The 19,728-nt window shown below is 60.9% G+C and carries 17 protein-coding genes; 12 read left to right on the top strand and 5 right to left on the bottom strand.

Going from position 1 to position 19,728, the window contains the following annotated elements:
* The first annotated feature begins 20 nt into the window (after window positions 1-20).
* Complete coding sequence (gene mvaT / locus ABX75_RS11660) at window positions 21-395, top strand: histone-like nucleoid-structuring protein MvaT (RefSeq protein WP_034100216.1); 375 nt, start codon at window positions 21-23, stop codon at window positions 393-395.
* 89 nt (window positions 396-484) lie between these two features.
* On the opposite strand, the gene sbcB is transcribed toward mvaT, so the two are convergent.
* Window positions 485-1,912: an exodeoxyribonuclease I gene (sbcB, locus tag ABX75_RS11655; protein ID WP_047881982.1), complete on the bottom strand. Its 1,428-nt coding sequence runs from the start codon at window positions 1,910-1,912 to the stop codon at window positions 485-487.
* Window positions 1,913-2,079: 167 nt separating this feature from the next.
* Here sbcB and ABX75_RS11650 point away from each other — a divergent pair, with 167 nt between their 5' ends.
* From ABX75_RS11650 to ABX75_RS11625, 6 genes are read left to right on the top strand one after another with little or no spacing between them, the layout of a single operon-like run.
* Window positions 2,080-2,772 (top strand): RDD family protein, encoded by a 693-nt coding sequence (locus ABX75_RS11650; RefSeq protein WP_047881981.1) that lies wholly within the window; start codon window positions 2,080-2,082, stop codon window positions 2,770-2,772.
* Window positions 2,769-3,749, top strand: coding sequence for a stage II sporulation protein M (locus ABX75_RS11645; protein WP_034100222.1), 981 nt, complete (start codon window positions 2,769-2,771; stop codon window positions 3,747-3,749). Before ABX75_RS11650 ends, ABX75_RS11645 begins: the two co-directional genes overlap by 4 nt.
* Window positions 3,736-5,256 carry a DUF4129 domain-containing protein gene (locus tag ABX75_RS11640; protein ID WP_047881980.1) on the top strand — a complete coding sequence of 507 codons (1,521 nt, stop codon included), beginning with the start codon at window positions 3,736-3,738 and terminating at the stop codon, window positions 5,254-5,256. The genes ABX75_RS11645 and ABX75_RS11640 overlap by 14 nt, the downstream gene beginning before the upstream one ends.
* On the top strand, window positions 5,253-6,410 hold the full coding sequence (locus ABX75_RS11635; protein WP_047881979.1) for a DUF4350 domain-containing protein: 1,158 nt from the start codon (window positions 5,253-5,255) through the stop codon (window positions 6,408-6,410). The genes ABX75_RS11640 and ABX75_RS11635 overlap by 4 nt, the downstream gene beginning before the upstream one ends.
* Window positions 6,407-7,402 (top strand): MoxR family ATPase, encoded by a 996-nt coding sequence (locus ABX75_RS11630; protein WP_047881978.1) that lies wholly within the window; start codon window positions 6,407-6,409, stop codon window positions 7,400-7,402. The genes ABX75_RS11635 and ABX75_RS11630 overlap by 4 nt, the downstream gene beginning before the upstream one ends.
* Before the next feature lie 7 nt (window positions 7,403-7,409).
* Window positions 7,410-8,741: a DUF58 domain-containing protein gene (locus ABX75_RS11625; protein ID WP_047881977.1), complete on the top strand. Its 1,332-nt coding sequence runs from the start codon at window positions 7,410-7,412 to the stop codon at window positions 8,739-8,741.
* Window positions 8,742-8,800: 59 nt separating this feature from the next.
* On the opposite strand, the gene ABX75_RS11620 is transcribed toward ABX75_RS11625, so the two are convergent.
* Both ABX75_RS11620 and ABX75_RS11615 read right to left on the bottom strand, forming a co-directional pair.
* A complete protein-coding gene (locus ABX75_RS11620; RefSeq protein WP_034100229.1) occupies window positions 8,801-9,160 on the bottom strand; it encodes a pilus assembly protein PilZ in 360 nt (119 codons plus the stop codon).
* Window positions 9,161-9,384: 224 nt separating this feature from the next.
* A complete protein-coding gene (locus ABX75_RS11615; RefSeq protein WP_034100231.1) occupies window positions 9,385-9,759 on the bottom strand; it encodes a tol-pal system YbgF family protein in 375 nt (124 codons plus the stop codon).
* A gap of 175 nt (window positions 9,760-9,934) precedes the next feature.
* On the opposite strand from ABX75_RS11615, the gene pyk reads away from it, so the two are divergent.
* Window positions 9,935-11,386, top strand: a complete 1,452-nt coding sequence (gene pyk / locus ABX75_RS11610) for a pyruvate kinase (RefSeq protein ID WP_034100233.1) — start codon at window positions 9,935-9,937, stop codon at window positions 11,384-11,386.
* A gap of 82 nt (window positions 11,387-11,468) precedes the next feature.
* On the opposite strand, the gene ABX75_RS11605 is transcribed toward pyk, so the two are convergent.
* Both ABX75_RS11605 and ABX75_RS11600 read right to left on the bottom strand, forming a co-directional pair.
* Window positions 11,469-12,218: an enoyl-CoA hydratase-related protein gene (locus ABX75_RS11605; protein WP_047881976.1), complete on the bottom strand. Its 750-nt coding sequence runs from the start codon at window positions 12,216-12,218 to the stop codon at window positions 11,469-11,471.
* Window positions 12,219-12,248: 30 nt separating this feature from the next.
* Window positions 12,249-13,181 (bottom strand): iron-sulfur-binding ferredoxin reductase, encoded by a 933-nt coding sequence (locus ABX75_RS11600; RefSeq protein WP_047881975.1) that lies wholly within the window; start codon window positions 13,179-13,181, stop codon window positions 12,249-12,251.
* A gap of 219 nt (window positions 13,182-13,400) precedes the next feature.
* Between ABX75_RS11600 and ABX75_RS11595 the strand changes: the two genes are divergently transcribed.
* From ABX75_RS11595 to ABX75_RS11580, 4 genes are all read left to right on the top strand, one after another.
* On the top strand, window positions 13,401-14,924 hold the full coding sequence (locus ABX75_RS11595) for a fumarate hydratase (protein ID WP_034100239.1): 1,524 nt from the start codon (window positions 13,401-13,403) through the stop codon (window positions 14,922-14,924).
* 192 nt (window positions 14,925-15,116) lie between these two features.
* A complete protein-coding gene (locus ABX75_RS11590; protein WP_034100241.1) occupies window positions 15,117-16,883 on the top strand; it encodes an ATP-binding protein in 1,767 nt (588 codons plus the stop codon).
* Window positions 16,877-18,211, top strand: a complete 1,335-nt coding sequence (locus tag ABX75_RS11585) for a sigma-54 dependent transcriptional regulator (protein WP_047881974.1) — start codon at window positions 16,877-16,879, stop codon at window positions 18,209-18,211. The genes ABX75_RS11590 and ABX75_RS11585 overlap by 7 nt, the downstream gene beginning before the upstream one ends.
* A gap of 167 nt (window positions 18,212-18,378) precedes the next feature.
* A complete protein-coding gene (locus tag ABX75_RS11580) occupies window positions 18,379-19,698 on the top strand; it encodes an MFS transporter (protein ID WP_034100245.1) in 1,320 nt (439 codons plus the stop codon).
* Window positions 19,699-19,728 lie beyond the last annotated feature (30 nt).

Raw genomic sequence — 19,728 nt, 5'->3', positions numbered from 1 at the left:
GCTCTACATAAGGTAGCCATATGTCTCTGATCACCCAATACCGTGCTAAAGAAGAAGCCATCAAAGAGCTGCAAGCCCAATTGGCAGCAATGGAAAAAGATGGCAGCCTGAAACGTGAAATGGAATTCGAAAGCAAGCTGCGCACCCTGATGGGCGAATACTCCAAATCCCTGCGTGACATCATCGCGCTGCTGGATCCGGATTCGAAAGTTAAAGCTCCTCGCGGCGCCGTGAAAACTACCGGCACCAAGCGTGCGCGCAAGGTCAAGCAATACAAAAACCCGCACAACGGCGAAGTGATTGAAACCAAAGGTGGCAACCACAAAACGCTGAAAGAGTGGAAAGCCAAGTGGGGCGGTGACGTGGTTGAAGGCTGGGCTACCCTGCTGGGCTAAGCTCACCGGGCCCATGCTAGATAAGCAACACATTAAAAACGCCAGCTTGCTGGCGTTTTTTTATTGCACGCACTATTGCGCGAAATCGACTACAGATTCACACGAGTCGCTAAAGCATCAGCATATTCCTGCCACTGCACCAGCACCTGCTGCTGAAACGGTGTCGCATTTACAGCCAACTCCTGACTGGCCTGCTTAAATGCATCCAAGGTAATTGGCGCACTCCATTGAGGGTCGGACAATCGTTGCTGACAGAAGAGTTTCCAGCGCTGTTGCTCCTCATTGTTCAGGGTGTCGGGAAAGTTACGCGCACGGTAACGGAACAATAATTCAGGCAACCGCTGATCATCGAACGGCCACTGCTGACGCGCTAATTGAGCAGGCTCAGCCAGGCGGACTTGTTCACATAACCGCCGATCACGATCACCGATAAAACCGTCATACAGCTGCTGTTCCGGATCTGTCGTCGAAGAAAATTCTTCCTGCGCATAAATGGCCGCCAACTTATCGCACCAAACTTCTTGTGCGTCAGATAGCCGCAGCGCCCGCGCCTGGCAGATCTCCAAGTCCAGTTGCAGGCGCTCACGGTCTTCGGCCCGCAGCACGCTCAGCGGAGCAACCACTGGACAGCGGTTGATGTGCACCAGCTTGAGCGGCACCGGCAGCTCACCTTCGGGCAACTCATCCCGGCGGGTGTAAAGGCGTTGACGCAAGGTCTCTGCATCCAGGTCCAGCAGCCCCTGCGGATCGAGCCCGAGGTCGCAGACGATCAACGCATTGCGGTTGCGCGGATGCCAGGCCAAAGGCAATACCACGCCCAAATAATGACGCTCGGCGGAGAACCGCCCGGAGATGTGCAGCATCGGCTGCAACAGGCGCACCTGATCCATCACCCGTTGCTTGCTACGCAATTGGAAGAGCCAATCATAGAGCTTGGGCTGTTTCTCGCGGACCAACCGTGCCAGAGCAATAGTGGCGCGCACATCGGACAACGCATCGTGGGCCTGGCCATGATCGATTCCATTGGCTGCAGTCAGGCGTTCCAGCTTGAGCGTCACGCGCCCGTCCTGCTGCGGCCACTCGATACCGTCCGGGCGCAAAGCGTAGGCGGTGCGCACCACATCGATCAGGTCCCAGCGGCTGTTACCGCCCTGCCACTCGCGGGCGTAAGGGTCGAAAAAGTTGCGATACAAGCTGTAGCGCGTCATCTCATCATCGAACCGCAAGGTGTTGTAGCCTGCGCCGCAAGTCCCAGGAGCGGCCAGCTCGGCGTGTACACGGGTCATGAAGTCGGCCTCGGCCAAGCCCTTTTGCGCCAGGATCGCCGGGGTGATACCGGTGATCGCACAGGCGGCGGGATGAGGCAGGATATCGTCGGCGGGCTGACAATAAATATTGAGCGCAGAGCCGATCTCGTTGAGTTCGAGGTCCGTACGAATTCCGGCTACCTGAAGAGGTCGATCACTGCGCGGATTGATGCCGGTGGTTTCATAGTCGTACCAGAAAATGGAGGTCACGGGCTGTTCCTGTACTGAAGATCGACAAAGTCTAGGCGTGGAACCACATCCGCGGCCAGCAGCAATTTAACTGTATAAACATCCAGCAAAATCTTGAATGGTTGCTTCCATCGCCGACACTGCTAGCATCCGTCTCTCCCAGCCGCTCTGCACTGCCAAGGATCGCAATGCCATCAACCCCACTGGATACGCGCTACCAGATCGAAACCCCGGAAGGTATCGACCTACCGTTGCGCCCGGCCGGCCTGGTACCCCGGGTCTTGGCCTTTGCCTTCGACCTGGTGGCGCGCGGCGTGATCATGGGCGTGCTCATGGTGCCGCTGGCGTTGCTCGGCAATGTAGGTCTCGGCCTCGGCGCGTTGCTGCTGTTCCTGGTCAGTTGGTGGTACATGGTGCTGTTCGAAGTGCTCAACCAAGGCTGTTCGCCGGGTAAGCAAGTCATGGGATTGCGCGTGGTACAGGACGACGGTACACCCGTCGGCTGGTCGGCATCGCTGATCCGCAACCTGCTGCGGTTTGTCGACATGCTGCCTTTTGGCTACTTTCTTGGCGCCATCAGCTGCCTGCAACATCCCCATTTCAAACGCCTCGGCGACCTCGCCGCCGGCACGCTGGTGGTCTACCGCGAACGCCCTCTACCACGTCCTCAGATTCCTCAGGCGGCAGCCCTGTGCCTGCCCTTTGCCCTGGACCTGAATGAACAACGGGCCATTCTGGGTTTTGCCGAACGCCAGGGTGAATTGTCCGCTGAACGGGTACACGAACTGGCCGCTATCCTCGCGCCGTCCCTGCAGGTTTCCCCAGCTCGCGCGGCCCAACAACTCAACGGCGTGGCCCGCGGCCTCCTGGGGCCAACATGAAGCAGAGCCTGTTCGAAAGCCGTCACCAGCCCCAATGGCAAGCTTTTGCCGAACAACTCAATCGGTTGGAACAAGGCACGGCTAAAGCGAGCGATGTTGCCGACTTCCCTCATCAATACCGGCGCCTTTGCCAGCACTTGGCGCTGGCTCAGGAGCGCGGCTACAGCAGCTATCTGGTGGACCCGCTGCAGCAACTGGCCCTGCGCGGCCATCAGCAACTTTATCGTCATCGCAGCCAACTGGGCGCCAGCGTGCTGGGTTTTGTCCTGGCCGGTTTTCCGCGGCTGGTACGCGAACAGTGGCGCTTTGTAGCGGTGGCCAGCGTGCTGTTCTTTGGCAGCCTGCTGGGCATAGCGCTGCTGGTCTACCTGTTTCCCGAACTGATCTACAGCATCATCAGCCCCCAGCAGGTGGCTGAGATGCAGGACATGTACGACCCCGATGCCAGTCGCCTGGGCCGCGCCGCCGAGCGCGCATCGAGCGAGGACTGGATGATGTTCGGCTATTACGTGATGCACAACATTGGCATCGCCTTCCAGACATTCGCCGCCGGCTTGCTGTTTGGCCTGGGCAGCGTGTTCTTCCTGATCTTCAACGGGCTGATCATCGGCGCGGTGTCCGGACACCTGACCGAGATCGGTTACGGGCAGACCTTCTGGTCATTCGTCGTCGGTCATGGTGCATTCGAGTTGACAGCCATTGCCCTCGCCGGGGCAGCGGGTTTGCAACTGGGCTGGGCACTGATCTCGCCGGGGCGACTGACGCGGGGCGAATCCTTGAGGCTCGCGGCACATAAGAGCGTGCAATTGCTCTGTGGTGTCATGGTCTTCCTGCTGATTGCCGCGTTCATTGAAGCCTACTGGTCGTCCACCACGGTCATCGCGGCATGGGTCAAATACCTGGTGGGCGCCGTATTGTGGCTGCTGGTCGCGGCGTACCTGATCTTTGCAGGGCGGACTCAACATGCGCCTGAGTGATGTCAGCGTGGCGATTCGTCCGCGTACCGCCTGGGAAGCCATGGACCTTGGTGTCCTGATGGCCAGGGAACATCGTTTATTACTAACGGCCAGTTGGGCGCTGGTGACCTTGCCGGTGTTCATTCTGCTCAGCGCAGCGCTGTGGAAATACCCCTCCACCGCCATATTCCTGTTCTGGTGGTTCAAGCCGGCATTCGATCGCCTGCCGCTCTATATCCTGTCAAAGGCGCTGTTCGGTGACACGCCCAGCCTTAAACAGGCGGTACGCCAGTGGCCGCGTCTGCTCAAGGGGCAATTGTTGGCCAGCCTGACCTGGCGCCGCCTCAGTCTCAGCCGCAGCTTCGTCATGCCGGTCACCCAGTTGGAAGGTCTGGATGGCCAGGCGCGTCAAAAGCGCCTGGGCGTTTTGCAACAGCGTGACGCCGGCGCCGCGCGCTGGCTGACCACCGTTGGAGTGCATCTGGAAATCGGGCTCTGGTTCGGTTGCATGGCCCTGTTCTATCTCTTCATTCCGCAAAACGTCGAACAGAGCTGGGATTGGCAGCGGCTGATACTGGCCACCAGCTCTGAAGGGCTGTGGCTGGAGCATCTGAGTAACGCGTTTTATGCCGTGATACTGGTGTTCTGGGAACCGATCTATGTGGCCTGTGGTTTCAGCCTCTATCTCAACCGCCGCACCGTGCTGGAGGCTTGGGATCTGGAACTGGTATTCCGGCGTCTGCGCCAACGGCTGAGCACAGCGGCCCCTCTGCTATTGCTGGTGATCGGGCTGACATTGCTGCCCATCAATCCGCCCGCCATGGCCGATGAATCGAAGCCGCTGAGCACTCAGAGTGCAAGCCAGTCAGTCAAGGCGCTGCTGGACAAGCCCCCGTTCAAGAACCCGGAAACCGTCACCCGTTATCGCTTTGGCGATGACAAACCCACCGTAAAGAACAAGGACCGCGGTGATAGCAAACTTCCAGCGTGGCTACAGGCGCTTCTGGACAACCTTAACAGCGATACCTTCAAGCATTTTGCCCAGGCCTTGGAAGTACTGCTATGGAGCCTGCTGATTGGCGGCCTGGCCCTAGTGGCGTGGCGCTATCGTGATTGGCTGCGCACTTTTGTCAGCCGGCGCGCGCCTGCCAGCCCCAAAGTCGTCAAGCCTGCCCCCACGCAACTGTTCGGCCTGGCGCTGGGCGCCGAGACCTTGCCCACGGATATTGCCAGCACCGCCGAGCAACTTTGGGCCACCCAGCCCAGGGAAGCTCTCGGTCTGCTTTATCGCGGCCTATTGAGCCGTTTACTGCATGATTTCAATCTCCCCCTTAAAAGTGCCGACACCGAAGGGCAAGTGCTGGAACGCGTTCACCAACTGGAACAGCCGCAATTGCTGGCCTTCAGTGATGAACTGACCCGGCACTGGCAGAACCTCGCTTACGGCCACCGCCTTCCACCCACCACGATCCAGCAAAAACTCTGCAGCGATTGGCGTGCCCTGTTCAGTTCGGGGGGGCCCCAATGAACCGGCTTTTAATGTGGGCAGGGCTACTGCTGGTGTGTTTACTCGCAGCGGCTGGTTTTTATGCCTGGAGCAAAGCCACGCCCTACGACGAGGTAATCGACCGCGGGCCTTCCCCTGAAGCGCAAGCCAACCCTTATCTGGCCGCCGAGCACTTTCTGCGTAAGCAGGGCCTGCCCGTGGACCATGCCTTTGGCCTTGATCGCCTGGCCGACCTCCCGTCTGAACACCATAGTCTTCTGCTACTGACGGAGCGCAGCAATATGTCTCCCCGTCAGGTTGAGCAGTTGCTGGACTGGACCCGCTCCGGCGGCCACCTGCTGGTGGTAGCAGAAGCCCTGTGGGATGAAGAAACCGGCAAAAGTGGCGATCTCTTACTCGACCGCCTGCAGATACGCCAAGTGCTCAGCGACGAGCCCGAAGAGCCCGCGCCAGCGCGCAAAGAGAAAACACCCGACCTGACCAGGCTCTATATCGATAATGAAACCGCCCCGGCCTATTTCGGTTTCGATACCGCTTTCAACCTCACCGACCCCAAGCATCTGGCGCAATTTTCCGCCAACAGCGCCCAGTCGAGTCATCTGATGCAACTCGACCTCGGCCAGGGTCGCGTGACCGTGATCACCGACAGCGACTTGTGGAAAACCGCAAATATCGGTAAGCACGACAATGCCTGGTTGCTGTGGTACCTGACACAGGGCACGGCCGTGACTCTGTTGGCCAACGGTGATGTGGACGATCTGTTCAGCCTGCTGCTGCGCTATTTCCCCCAAGCACTGGTAGCGCTGACGGCCTTGATCGCCCTGGCCCTGTGGCACGCGGGTATGCGCCAGGGACCTATCCAGGCACCCGCGCCCAAGGCTCGTCGGCAACTGCAGGAACATCTGAAAGCCAGCGCCGACTTCCTGCTGCGCCGCAATGGCCAACGCACGCTGGTGCAGGCCTTGCAACGGGATATCCTGCGCGCCGCCAGGCGTCGCCATCCCGGCTTCGAACACCTCAATGATGCACAACAGTGGCAGGTGCTCGAACACCTGACGCATCAACCTTTTCATGTCATCAGCCAGGCCCTCGGCCCACTCCCGGAAAAGCGGCTTTCCAGCGCCGATTTCAGCCGGCAGGTGGCACGCCTGCAAACCCTCAGGAATGCCCTATGAGCGAACTTCCAAGCGCCACCGCCTTGCCCAGCGAAACCCTGCATCGCGCCAGCCAGCAGGCCCAGGCCTTGCGCGTCGAACTGCGCAAGGCCGTTATTGGGCAGGATCAGGTCATTGATGATGTGCTCACCGCCCTGATCGCCGGCGGCCACGTATTGCTCGAAGGCGTACCCGGCCTCGGCAAGACCTTACTGGTACGCGCATTGGCACGCTGCTTCGATGGCGATTTCGCGCGCATCCAATTCACGCCGGACCTGATGCCCAGCGATGTCACCGGCCATGCCGTGTATGACCTGCACACCGAACAATTCAAGCTGCGCAAAGGCCCGGTCTTCACCCACCTGTTACTGGCCGACGAAATCAACCGCGCCCCGGCCAAGACCCAGGCCGCTCTGCTCGAAGCCATGCAAGAGCGGCAAGTGACCTTGGAAGGCGAGGCGCTGCCCATCGGTCAGCCCTTCATGGTACTGGCCACCCAGAACCCCATCGAACAGGAAGGGACTTATCCCCTGCCGGAGGCGGAACTGGATCGCTTCATGCTCAAAGTGCGCATCGACTATCCAGAAGCGCAGCAGGAATTGGATATGGTGCGCGAGGTTACGCGTTCATCCCGGGCCGATATGCTGGATGTGCAACCCTTGCGCACCGTGCTGCAGGCCGACGATGTCATGCAACTGCAACAGATCGCCAGCGAACTGGCCCTGGACGAACACGTACTCGACTACGCCGTGCGCCTGGCGCGAGCGACCCGAAGCTGGCCAGGGCTGGCCATCGGCGCGGGGCCGCGAGCCTCAATCGCGCTAGTGCGTGGCGCCCGTGCCCGAGCCTTGCTACGCGGCGGCGAGTTCGTCACTCCGGATGACATCAAAGGATGTGCCCTGGCGGTGTTGCGGCATCGGGTACGTATTGCGCCAGAACTGGATATCGACGGGCTGGAAGTCGACCAGGTACTTAAGCAACTGCTGGACCAGATCCCGGCTCCGCGGCAATGAATCGCCCATGAAACCGACCCGTCTGCTATTAACCTGGCTCAGCGTGCTGCTGGGCCTGAGCATTCTGCTGGGCGCCACGGCAGCGCTGCACCTGAAGGTGCCCGACACACTGCACTCGGTGGCCTGGGGCTTGCTCCTAGCATTGTTACTGCTGGCCGTGCTGGATGCCCTGCGCCTGCGCCACCGGCCTACTCCGCGATTGCAACGGCAAATGCCCGGCAGTCTGGCGCTAGGACGCTGGGGCGACGTTCGCCTGAGCCTGGAACACGCTTTTGCACAAACACTGAAGGTACAGGTGTTCGACCATGTTCCCGATGGGCTGAACGTCGATAACCTGCCGCAAACCATCGAACTACGTCCCGGCGAACGCAGTGAACTGGGGTATCGCCTGCGCCCCTTGCGCCGTGGCCACTTCCCATTCGACCGCTGTGAAATCCATATCCCCAGCCCTTTGGGGTTATGGTCGGCACGGCGCTTTATCGAAACCCAGGATGTCACCCGCGTATACCCGGATTTCGCCCGGTTGTACGGCGCCCAATTACTGGGTGTGGATAACTGGCTGAGCCAGTTGGGGGTTCGCCAGCGTCAACGACGCGGCCTGGGGTTGGAGTTTCATCAATTACGTGAATTTCGCGAAGGCGACAGCCTGCGTCAGATCGACTGGAAAGCCACCGCGCGACAACGCACACCGATCGCCCGGGAGTATCAGGACGAACGCGACCAGCAGATCGTGTTCATGCTCGATTGCGGCCGCCGCATGCGCAGCCAGGACGATGAACTGTCCCATTTCGACCATGCCCTCAATGCTTGCCTGCTGCTTAGCTATGTCGCCTTGCGCCAGGGCGATGCGGTGGGGATATGCACGTTTGCTGGCGATCAGCCCCGCTACCTGGCACCGGTTAAAGGCAGCGGCCAGTTGAGTCTGTTGTTGAACGCGGTATACGACCTGGACACAACTCGCCGGTCGGCCGACTACCTCGCAGCGGCGAACCAATTGCTGGCTCGGCAAAAGCGTCGGGCGTTGGTGATCATCGTCACCAACCTGCGGGATGAGGACGATGAAGCGCTGCTGGCGGCCGTCAAACGTATCGGCCGCCAACATAGAGTGCTGGTGGCGAGTTTGCGCGAGGAGGTATTGGACCAATTGCGGCAGTCCCCCGTGCAAACCTTACCTGAGGCCCTGGTTTACAGCGGCACGGTGGATTACCTCACCAGACGCGACGAATTGCATGACCGGCTGGGCGCACATGGCCTGTCAGTACTGGATACCTTGCCTTCGGAGATGGGCGCGGCCCTGGTGACTCGTTATCTGGGTTGGAAGAAAGCTGGTGTGTTCTAAAAGCTGAGCTCGGCACGACAGGGGCTCTGAAGCCCATGCCGAGTCGACAACGCTTGATGCTAGGCAGACGCCTGCAAAGGATCAAAGCTGAAGTAATGCACCAAAACGCTGATCAATTGCCCATATTCCTCACTGGCGCTGATGATGCGAAAGCCGGAATCGTAGTGCTGCGGGTTGATGTCTTCGTGACTCCACAAACACGTCGCGGTGAGATCAATGGCATGAAAGTCGCCATCCGCCGCAGGAATCTTTAACCGCAGCTCAAAATCCACATCAATCATCATGGGCAATAGGCTGATCAACATCAGTCCGTCTTCCGAGGCATTGCCCAGAAAACCAATGGGCTTGTCGGTAAGACGGTTAAACACTTGCAAGAAACTCGGTAATTGATGCCGCTCGATCCGTCGGTCGGTAAACATGGTGAGATCGCCATCCAGTGGCCATGACTCTGGCCGTGCCAGTGATTCGGAACGAGCATAAACGCTCGCTCTCCCTGGATCTCGGTGTGACAACACATTGCGTTGTGCACTAGACAGCCGCCGAATCCGGGCCCCTCATTCGTTCGAATAGAAACTTGTACAAACGATCATCCAAAGGATAGCCCAAGACTGGCAACGGGCCAGTTAACCCACGGTAAATATCCTCACAAGGACGCAGGACGTGGCTGAGCAGCACTGGCGCCGGGGTAATGCCCCAGTTGTTGCAGGGTGTCGAGACGCGCGCGGGCGCGGTAGGCGTACTCGCTGGACGGGTATTGGGTAATGATGAATTGATAGGTTTGCACCGCATCGACGAACAATTTCTGCCGTTCCAGACACTGCCCACGCAACATCGAGACCTCCGGCTGCACGTACCGACGGCTGCGGCTTTCGCGGTCCACCTGGGACAATTCCAGGGTGACGCGCTGGCAATCACCGACCCCATAAGCCCGGTAGGCGTTATTCAAATGATGGTCCATCGACCAGCGGGTGCAGCCGACAACACTGACGGCCAGGGCAGCAACGAGCAAAATTCGCATGAGGGTTCTCCTGTCTTGTGGAGTGTATCGACCCTTCGTCGAAAATCTTCAAGGTCGTTCATCTTTTAGCCCGCCGCCAAAACAAGTGAATGTTCGATAAGTAGTGCAAACGAACAATGACTACAACGAAAGAGCATAGTAGCCTTCCTCAGCGCTTGAACTCAGGAGTCTGTGCATGTCCGTCCGTCGTACCAAAATCGTCGCCACCCTTGGCCCGGCCAGCAATTCGCCGGAAGTCCTCGAACAGCTGATTCTGGCTGGTTTGGACGTTGCCCGTCTGAACTTCTCCCACGGCACCCCCGACGAGCACAAGGCTCGCGCCAAGCTGGTGCGTGATCTCGCCGCCAAGCACGGCCGTTTCGTGGCGTTGCTGGGCGACCTGCAAGGCCCGAAAATCCGTATCGCCAAATTCGCTAACAAGCGAATCGAACTGAAGATCGGCGACACCTTCACCTTCTCCACCAGCCACCCGCTGACCGAAGGCAACCAGCAAGTCGTGGGTATCGACTATCCGGACTTGGTCAAAGACTGCGGCGTCGGTGACGAGCTGCTGCTGGATGATGGCCGCGTGGTCATGCGCGTCGACACCGCCACCAGCACTGAGCTGATCTGCACCGTGACCATCGGTGGGCCACTGTCCGACCATAAAGGCATCAACCGTCGCGGTGGTGGCCTGACCGCACCGGCCCTGACCGAAAAAGACAAAGCCGACATCAAGCTGGCCGCCGAAATGGAAGTGGACTACCTCGCAGTGTCCTTCCCCCGCGACGCCGCTGACATGGAATACGCCCGTAAGCTGCGCGACGAGGCCGGCGGTACCGCCTGGCTGGTGGCGAAGATCGAACGCGCCGAAGCCGTGGCCGATGACGAAACCCTCGACGGCCTGATCAAGGCTTCCGACGCCGTGATGGTTGCCCGTGGCGACCTGGGCGTTGAAATCGGCGACGCCGAACTGATCGGTATCCAGAAAAAAATCATCCTGCACGCACGTCGCCACAATAAAGCGGTGATCGTCGCGACCCAGATGATGGAGTCGATGATCCAGAACCCGATGCCGACCCGCGCCGAAGTGTCCGACGTGGCCAACGCCGTGCTGGACTACACCGACGCCGTCATGCTGTCGGCCGAAAGCGCCGCCGGCCCGTACCCGCTGGAAGCCGTCCAGGCCATGGCGCGTATCTGTGTCGGTGCCGAAAAGCACCCGACCAGCAAGACCTCCAGCCACCGCATCGGCAAAGTGTTCGAAAGCTGCGACCAGAGCATCGCCCTGGCTGCGATGTACACCGCCAACCATTTCCCAGGCGTGAAAGCGATCATCGCTCTGACCGAAAGTGGCTACACACCGTTGATCATGTCGCGCATCCGTTCGTCGGTACCGATCTACGCGTTCTCCCCGCACCGCGAAACCCAGGCCCGCGCGGCCATGTTCCGGGGTGTCTACACCGTACCGTTCGACCCGGCGTCGTTGCCACCCCATGAAGTCAGCCAGGCGGCCATCGACGAGCTGCTCAAGCGCGGCGTTGTGGAGAAAGGCGACTGGGTCATCCTGACCAAGGGCGACAGCTACAACACCATCGGCGGCACCAACGGCATGAAGATCCTGCACGTTGGCGACCCAATGGTCTGAGTGATCGATCGCTGAAAACAAAAGCCCTGTCATGCAAGTGACGGGGCTTTTGGCTTTTCGTGATAGAAGGCCTTGCTTACGATCAGCGTCGAGTGACGAACCCGGACAACGCCGCGATCGCCTCCGGCGACCTTAACCGTTGTGTAAACAACGCCCCCTCCTCTTCGATCACCTGACGCAACTGCTCGCGGTCCACGCTTTTCATCAGTTGCTTGGTGATCTGCACTGCCCCCGGCGCCAAGGTGTCGAAACGCTCAGCGATTTGCCTGGCTTTGGCCAACGTCGCCTCACCACTGCCCAAGGCTTCGGTGGCGATGCCCCATGCCGCGGCCAGCTCACCGGTAAACCCTTCGCCCAACAGCAACAGCTCGGCGGCTTTGGCGTGCCCCAGCAATCGAGGCAGGATCAGGCTGGAACCGAACTCAGGGCACAGCCCCAGGTTGACGAACGGCATGCGCAAATGCGCATCACGACTGACGTACACCAGGTCGCAGTGCAGCAGCAGGGTCGTACCGATGCCCACCGCTGCTCCGGCCACGGCGGCGATCACCGGTTTGCGACAATTGAGCAGGCTCTTCATAAAGTGAAACGGCGGGGTGTCCAAGTCGCTGGGCGGCTGGTCGAGAAAGTCGCCGATGTCGTTGCCGGCGGTAAAGCATTCGCTGCTGCCTTGGATCAGTACGGCATTGATCTGCGGGTCAGCATCGGCCTGTTCCAGCGCCTCGGCCAAGCGGGTGTACATGGCGCGGGTCAGGGCGTTCTTCTTGTCCGGGCGATTGAGCTGCAGGGTCAGCAGCCCGCCGTCACGTTGCTGGAGGATGGCGTCGGTCATGGCGAGTCTCGCGGCGGTGGAATTTAGCGCTCAACCACGGGGCAGGAACACATCGGCCAGCAGTTGATTGCGCGGCAGTCCGGCCAGGAACAGACGCTTGGAAAACGCTTCGACACTGGCAGGGCTCCCGCAGAGTAAGGCCAGGGTTTGCCGGGAAACAAGCCGCAGTTGCGCCAATGCCTGGGTCAACTCAGCCGCGGCCCACAGCTCCACGGTCAACTGCGGGTGGCGGGCGGCCAGCGCCGCCAGGGGTTCGGCCAGATAATGGCCGTTGGCGTCATGGGCCAGGTGAATCACGCGGATGGGCCCTTGATGATCCTGGCGCAACGCCTCGCGCAACACGCCCCACAAAGGGCCCAGCCCTGTCCCCGAGGCCAGCAGCCATAGCGGCCGGGATTGCCAATCAGGGTCATAGTGCAAGGCGCCGCCGCGCAATTCGCCCAGGACCAAACGCTCGCCGACCTGCAACCGGCGGGCGATATCGCTGAATTGACCGGGCTGGCGGCAATCGAGATGAAACTCCAGGAACCCGTCCTCCTGGGGCAAGCTCGCCAGGGAATACGGCCGCGCCACCTGCCCCGCCCACAGCACCAGGTGCTGCCCGGCCCGATAACGCAGGTTGTGTTGCGCTTGCACGCGCAGGCGCAAAACGCTCGGGGTCAACCAATCCGTCGCCACGACCTCGGCCGTTACGCCATCGCGCAGCGGATCAAATGTCTCGACCTGCACGTCCCCGCTCACCTGACATTGGCACGCCAGGCGCCAGCCGTCCTGGCGTTGCGCAGGGCTCAAAGCCTCCGGCTGGCGATCATCCACCTCACCCTCGCACCGTACCAGGCACGCATGGCAACTGCCGGCCCGGCAACTGTAAGGCACGGCCACGCCCGCCTGGTTCAAGGCATCCAACAGGTTACTGCCGGTGGGTACCGACCAATGGCGTTCGCCGACATGCAGTTCAGGCATGGAACATCTCGCATCAAAAGGCGTGCACAGGGAATCACGCTCGGCACAGTTTGACCATAGTCGGGTGTATCGGCCACCGCGCCGGGTTATACTGCCGCGCCTTTTTAGCGTCGCGCCTGCACCACTTGGCGTGCCTTGGAAAGGTGGCCTCAGCCGACCGATGCACCCCACTGATGCCACCTTTATTGAATGTTCCCGTCTTATAGAGGAGCGCGACTCATGACCGTGATCAAGCAAGACGACCTGATTCAGAGCGTTGCCGACGCCCTGCAATTCATTTCCTACTACCACCCCGTGGATTTCATCCAGGCGATGCACGAAGCCTACCTGCGCGAAGAGTCGCCAGCGGCCCGTGACTCCATGGCCCAGATCCTGATCAACTCGCGCATGTGCGCCACCGGCCATCGCCCGATCTGCCAGGACACCGGTATCGTCACCGTGTTCGTGCGCGTGGGCATGGACGTACGTTGGGATGGCGCCACCATGGGCCTGGACGACATGATCAACGAAGGTGTGCGTCGCGCCTACAACCTGCCGGAAAACGTCCTGCGTGCCTCGATTCTCGCCGATCCGGCCGGCGCGCGTAAAAACACCAAGGACAACACCCCTGCGGTCATCCACTACTCCATCGTTCCGGGCAACACCGTGGAAGTGGACGTGGCGGCCAAAGGCGGCGGCTCCGAGAACAAGTCGAAAATGGCCATGCTCAACCCGTCCGACTCGATCGTCGACTGGGTGCTCAAGACCGTTCCGACCATGGGCGCCGGCTGGTGCCCACCTGGCATGCTCGGCATCGGCATCGGCGGCACCGCCGAGAAAGCCGCCGTGATGGCCAAGGAAGTGTTGATGGAATCCATCGACATCCACGAGCTGAAAAAACGCGGCCCGCAGAACCGTATCGAAGAGATGCGCCTGGAGCTGTTCGAGAAGGTCAACCAACTGGGCATTGGCGCCCAGGGCCTGGGTGGCCTGACCACCGTGCTCGACGTGAAGATCATGGATTACCCGACCCACGCAGCCTCGTTGCCGGTGTGCATGATCCCCAACTGCGCCGCCACCCGTCACGCGCACTTCGTGCTCGACGGTTCGGGCCCGGCGTCGCTGGAGGCACCACCGTTGGACGCCTACCCGGAAATCGTCTGGGAGGCCGGCCCGTCTGCCCGCCGCGTCAACCTCGACACCCTGACCCCGGAAGACGTGCAGAGCTGGAAACCGGGCGAAACCGTGTTGCTCAACGGCAAGATGCTCACCGGTCGCGACGCGGCGCACAAGCGCATGGTCGAGATGCTGAACAAGGGTGAAACCCTGCCAGTGGACCTCAAGGGTCGCTTCATCTACTACGTCGGCCCGGTTGATCCAGTGCGCGAAGAAGTAGTCGGCCCAGCCGGCCCGACCACCGCCACGCGGATGGACAAGTTCACCCGTCAGATCCTTGATCAGACCGGCCTGTTGGGCATGATCGGTAAATCCGAACGCGGCCCGACCGCCATCGACGCGATCAAGGACCACAAAGCCGTGTACCTGATGGCCGTGGGCGGCGCTGCCTACCTGGTGGCGCAAGCTATCAAGAAGTCCCGCGTGGTGGCCTTCGCCGAACTGGGCATGGAAGCGATCTACGAGTTCGAGGTCAAAGACATGCCGGTCACCGTGGCGGTGGACAGCAAGGGCGAATCCGTCCACATCACCGGTCCTGCCATCTGGCAGAAAAAGATCAGTGAAAGCCTGGCGGTAGAAGTGCAATAAGCACTGCCTGAGCGACAGAAAAAGCGACCGCTGCGATCAGCACGGTCGCTTTTTTATTGCCTGCCGATTTCTCAATGACGGGCTTGCCGCAAAACCTGCGCAACCTGCCCATTTACAATGACCTGGCGCACCCCAAGACCGCTGCTGCTCATGCTATGGTGCACTCCCCTTACCGTGCCTGTTCATCACCGTATGATCGTGATCCCTCGCCCCCTGCGTTTGACCTTCTACTCCCTGCTGATCATCGCCGGTGCGGTACTGGCCGCCGCCCTGGCCACGCGGCATGCCGAACGCCAAGCCCTGGTGGACGATGCCGCCCGTGCCAATCAGCAATTGGCGCTGTATGCCAACTCCCTGCACACCCTGATCGAACGCTACCGCGCCCTGCCTGCGGTGCTGGCGCTGGATTCGGAAATGATCAACGCCTTGAAAGGTCCGCTGGACGGCGCCACCCAGGACTTGCTCAACCGCAAGCTGGAACGCATCAACGGCGCCGCGCAGTCGTCCACCCTGGAATTGATGGATCGCACCGGTCTGGCCGTCGCGGCCAGTAACTGGAACTTGCCGAGCAGTTATGTTGGCCACAACTACGCATTCCGGCCTTATTTTAGCCAGACCCGCAGCCAGGGCACCGGGCGTTTTTATGCGGTGGGGGTGACCACGGGCATTCCCGGCTATTTCCTGTCCAGCGCGGTACTGGACGAGCACGAGCAGTTCCTCGGCGCCATGGTGGTCAAGTTGGAGTTTCCCGAGCTTGAGCGCGAATGGGCCCAGGGCAATGATCTGCTGCTGGTCAGCGATGCGCGTGGCATCGTATTTATCGCCAACCAGCCGGGCTGGCGCTACCGCAACCTGCGACCGCTGTCGGACAGCGACCTCGCCGAACTCAAGGCCACCCGCCAATACGATAAGAAACAGCTGCAGCCGCTGGACACTCAGCCCCTGCAACGCTTCGACGAAAACAGTCACCTGATGCGCGTCAACGGCCCAGACGGCAGTGCCAATTACATCTGGGAATCCCTGCCGCTGAAGGCCGAAGGGTGGACCTTGCACCTGTTGCGCAAACCCCAGTTCGCTTTCGAAGACCAACGCAATGCCGGTCTGGCTGCTGCCGGTTCGTGGCTGGCGCTGGTGTTTCTGGTGCTGTTCCTGACCCAGCGTTGGCGCCTGGCACGCCTGCGCCAGCGCAGTCGCGAAGAGCTGGAGCGCCTGGTGGAAGAGCGCACCCAAGCCCTGCGCACTGCTCAGGATGGCCTGGTGCAGTCCGCCAAGCTGGCGGCCCTGGGGCAGATGTCGGCGGCCCTGGCCCATGAAATCAACCAGCCGCTGACAGCCCAGCGCATGCAACTGGCCACCCTGCGCCTGCTGCTCGACCATGGCCGCGTGGACGACGCCTACAAGGCTCTTGCGCCGCTGGACGATATGCTCACGCGCATGGCCGCGCTCACTGGCCATCTCAAGACCTTTGCGCGTAAAAGCCCCAGCGGCCTGCGCGAACGCCTGGACCTGGCCACCGTGGTCGACCAATCCCTGCACTTGCTCGACGCGCGCCTGCGCGACGAGAACATCGGCACTGTGCTGGACCTGACCCGCCCTGCCTGGGTACGCGGCGACGCGATCCGCCTGGAACAGGTGCTGATCAACCTGCTGCGCAACGCTCTGGATGCCATGGCCGACAAACCGCGCAAGCGCCTGGAAATCCGCCTGCACGCCGACCAGCAGCTGTGGCAGTTGACCGTCAGCGACAGCGGCGGCGGCATTGCCGAAGAACACTTGAACAGTGTGTTCGACCCGTTTTTCACCACCAAACCGGTGGGCGACGGGCTCGGCCTGGGGCTGGCGGTGTCCTACGCCATCGTGCACGAACTCGGCGGACGCCTGATCGCCGCTAACCGAGGCGACGGCGCGGTATTCACCCTGACCCTGCCCATCGCGCTGGAGACGCCGGACCTATGTTGAACGCGGTAATTGTGGTCGACGACGAAGCCAGTATCCGCACGGCCGTCGAACAATGGTTGAGCCTGTCCGGTTTCGAGGTGCAACTGTTCAGTCGCGCCGAGGAATGCCTGGCACAGCTGCCCAGGGACTTTGCCGGAGTCATCCTCAGTGACGTGCGCATGCCCGGGCTCAGCGGCTTGGAACTGCTGGCCGAAGTGCAGCGGCGCGACGCGGACCTGCCGGTGATTCTGCTCACCGGCCATGGCGATGTGCCGATGGCCGTGGAAGCCATGCGCGACGGCGCCTACGACTTTCTGGAAAAGCCCTTCAGCCCCGACGCCTTGCTCAACGGCCTGCGCCGCGCCTTGGACAAGCGCGGGCTGGTCCTGGAAAACCGCCGCCTGCACCAGCAGGCCGGGCAGCGCGCGCAGTTGGAATCGAGCTTGCTCGGCATGTCCCGCGCGTTGCAGAACCTGCGCCGCCAAGTGCTGGATCTGGCGGCGCTGCCGGTCAATGTGCTGATCCGTGGCGAGACCGGCAGCGGCAAGGAACTGGTCGCGCGCTGCCTGCATGATTTCGGTCCACGGGCGAAAAAGCCGTTCGTGGCGCTCAACTGCGCGGCGATCCCCGAGCAGCTGTTTGAGGCCGAGCTCTTCGGACACGAAAGCGGCGCCTTTACCGGGGCCCAGGGCAAACGCATCGGCAAACTGGAATACGCCCACGGCGGTACGCTGTTTCTCGACGAAATCGAAAGCATGCCCCTGGCCCAACAAGTCAAACTGCTGCGGGTACTGCAAGAGCAGAAGCTGGAGCGCCTGGGTTCCAACCAGAGCATCCCTGTGGACCTGCGCATCATCGCCGCGACCAAACCCGATTTGCTGGAAGAGGCCCGCGCCGGACGCTTTCGCGAAGACCTGGCGTATCGCCTGAACGTCGCACAGTTGCGCCTGCCGCCGCTGCGCGAGCGGCGCGAAGACATTCCCCTGCTCTACGAGCACTTCGCCCAGAGCGCCGCCGAGCGCCTTGGGCGCCATGTTGAGCCCTTGAGCGGCGCGCAGTTGGGGCGTCTGCTCAGCCATGACTGGCCGGGTAATGTGCGAGAGTTGGCCAACGTTGCCGAACGCCAGGTGCTGGGCCTGGGCGAGCCGGAACCGGACACTGTCGAAACCGGGCAATCCCTGGCGGCGCAGCAGGAAGCCTTTGAAGCGCAGTGCCTGAAAGCTGCGTTGACCCGACACAAGGGCGATATCAAAGCGGTGCTCGCGGAACTGCAACTGCCGCGGCGCACCTTCAATGAAAAAATGCAGCGCCACGGCCTGACCCGAGAAATGTTTCTGCCGGACGAATGAGCGGATTTCCGCTCATCACCACCAAAATCATCAGCGACTTTTCGCTCAAAATTCTCCTCAAACCCTTCTAAACCGGGCCTTCATCCCCTTGGCACAGCTCCTGCTACAGCCCCAGCCAGGCAACGCTCGCGCTGCTCCATAAAAACAACTAGATGAAGGATCCTTCGATGGATAACTCCAACACCCTGCCTGCGGGGTCGGCGGCTTCGCCGGCCAAAGAACGCACCACCACCAGCCGGATCAAATCGATCTTCAGCGGCTCGGTGGGCAACATGGTCGAGTGGTATGACTGGTACGTCTATGCCGCCTTCTCGCTGTATTTCGCCAAAGCCTTCTTCCCCAAAGGCGACACCACCGCCCAATTGCTCAACACCGCCGCGATCTTCGCCGTGGGCTTCCTGATGCGCCCGATCGGCGGCTGGCTGATGGGCTTGTATGCGGACTACAAAGGGCGCAAGGCCGCGCTGATGGCCTCGGTGCTGCTGATGTGCTTCGGCTCGCTGATCATCGCCCTCAGCCCCGGCTATGAAACCATCGGCGTCGGCGCGCCGATCCTGCTGGTGTTTGCCCGCTTGCTGCAAGGTTTGTCGGTGGGTGGCGAATACGGCACCTCGGCCACCTACCTCAGCGAGATGGCAACCAAGGAACGCCGTGGTTTCTTCTCAAGCTTCCAATACGTAACCCTGATCTCCGGCCAGCTCATCGCGCTGGCGGTGTTGATCGTGCTGCAACAAGTGCTGACCACCGAACAACTTTACGCCTGGGGCTGGCGTATTCCGTTCGCCATCGGCGCCCTGTGTGCCGTGGTTGCGTTGTACCTGCGTCGTGGCATGGAAGAAACCGAGTCGTTTACCAAGAAGGAAAAAGCCAAGGAAAGCGCCATGCGCACCTTGCTGCGTCACCCCAAGGAATTGATGACCGTGGTCGGCCTGACCATGGGCGGCACCCTGGCCTTCTACACCTACACCACTTACATGCAGAAGTACCTGGTGAATACCGTCGGCATGAGCATTTCCGACTCCACCACCATCTCGGCGGCGACACTGTTTCTGTTCATGTGCCTGCAACCTATCATCGGCGGGCTGTCGGACAAGATCGGTCGCCGCCCCATCCTGATCGCCTTCGGCATCCTCGGTACGCTGTTCACCGTGCCGATCCTCACCACCTTGCACACCATCCAGACCTGGTGGGGAGCGTTCTTCCTGATCATGGCGGCGCTGATCATCGTCAGCGGCTACACCTCGATCAACGCGGTGGTCAAAGCCGAACTGTTCCCCACCGAAATCCGCGCCCTGGGCGTGGGCCTGCCGTATGCACTGACCGTATCGATCTTCGGCGGGACTGCGGAATACATCGCGCTGTGGTTCAAGAGCATCGGCATGGAAACCGGTTACTACTGGTACGTGACTGCCTGCATCGCGGTGTCGCTGATGGTCTACGTGACCATGAAAGACACTCGCAAACATTCGCGGATTACTACGAACTAACGGTTGCGTGCAGTAACAAATGTGGGAGCG

This window comes from Pseudomonas sp. ARP3 (assembly GCF_001029595.1).
Classification (GTDB): domain Bacteria; phylum Pseudomonadota; class Gammaproteobacteria; order Pseudomonadales; family Pseudomonadaceae; genus Aquipseudomonas; species Aquipseudomonas rhodesiae.
This window is presented reverse-complemented; position numbering and strand designations above follow the sequence as displayed.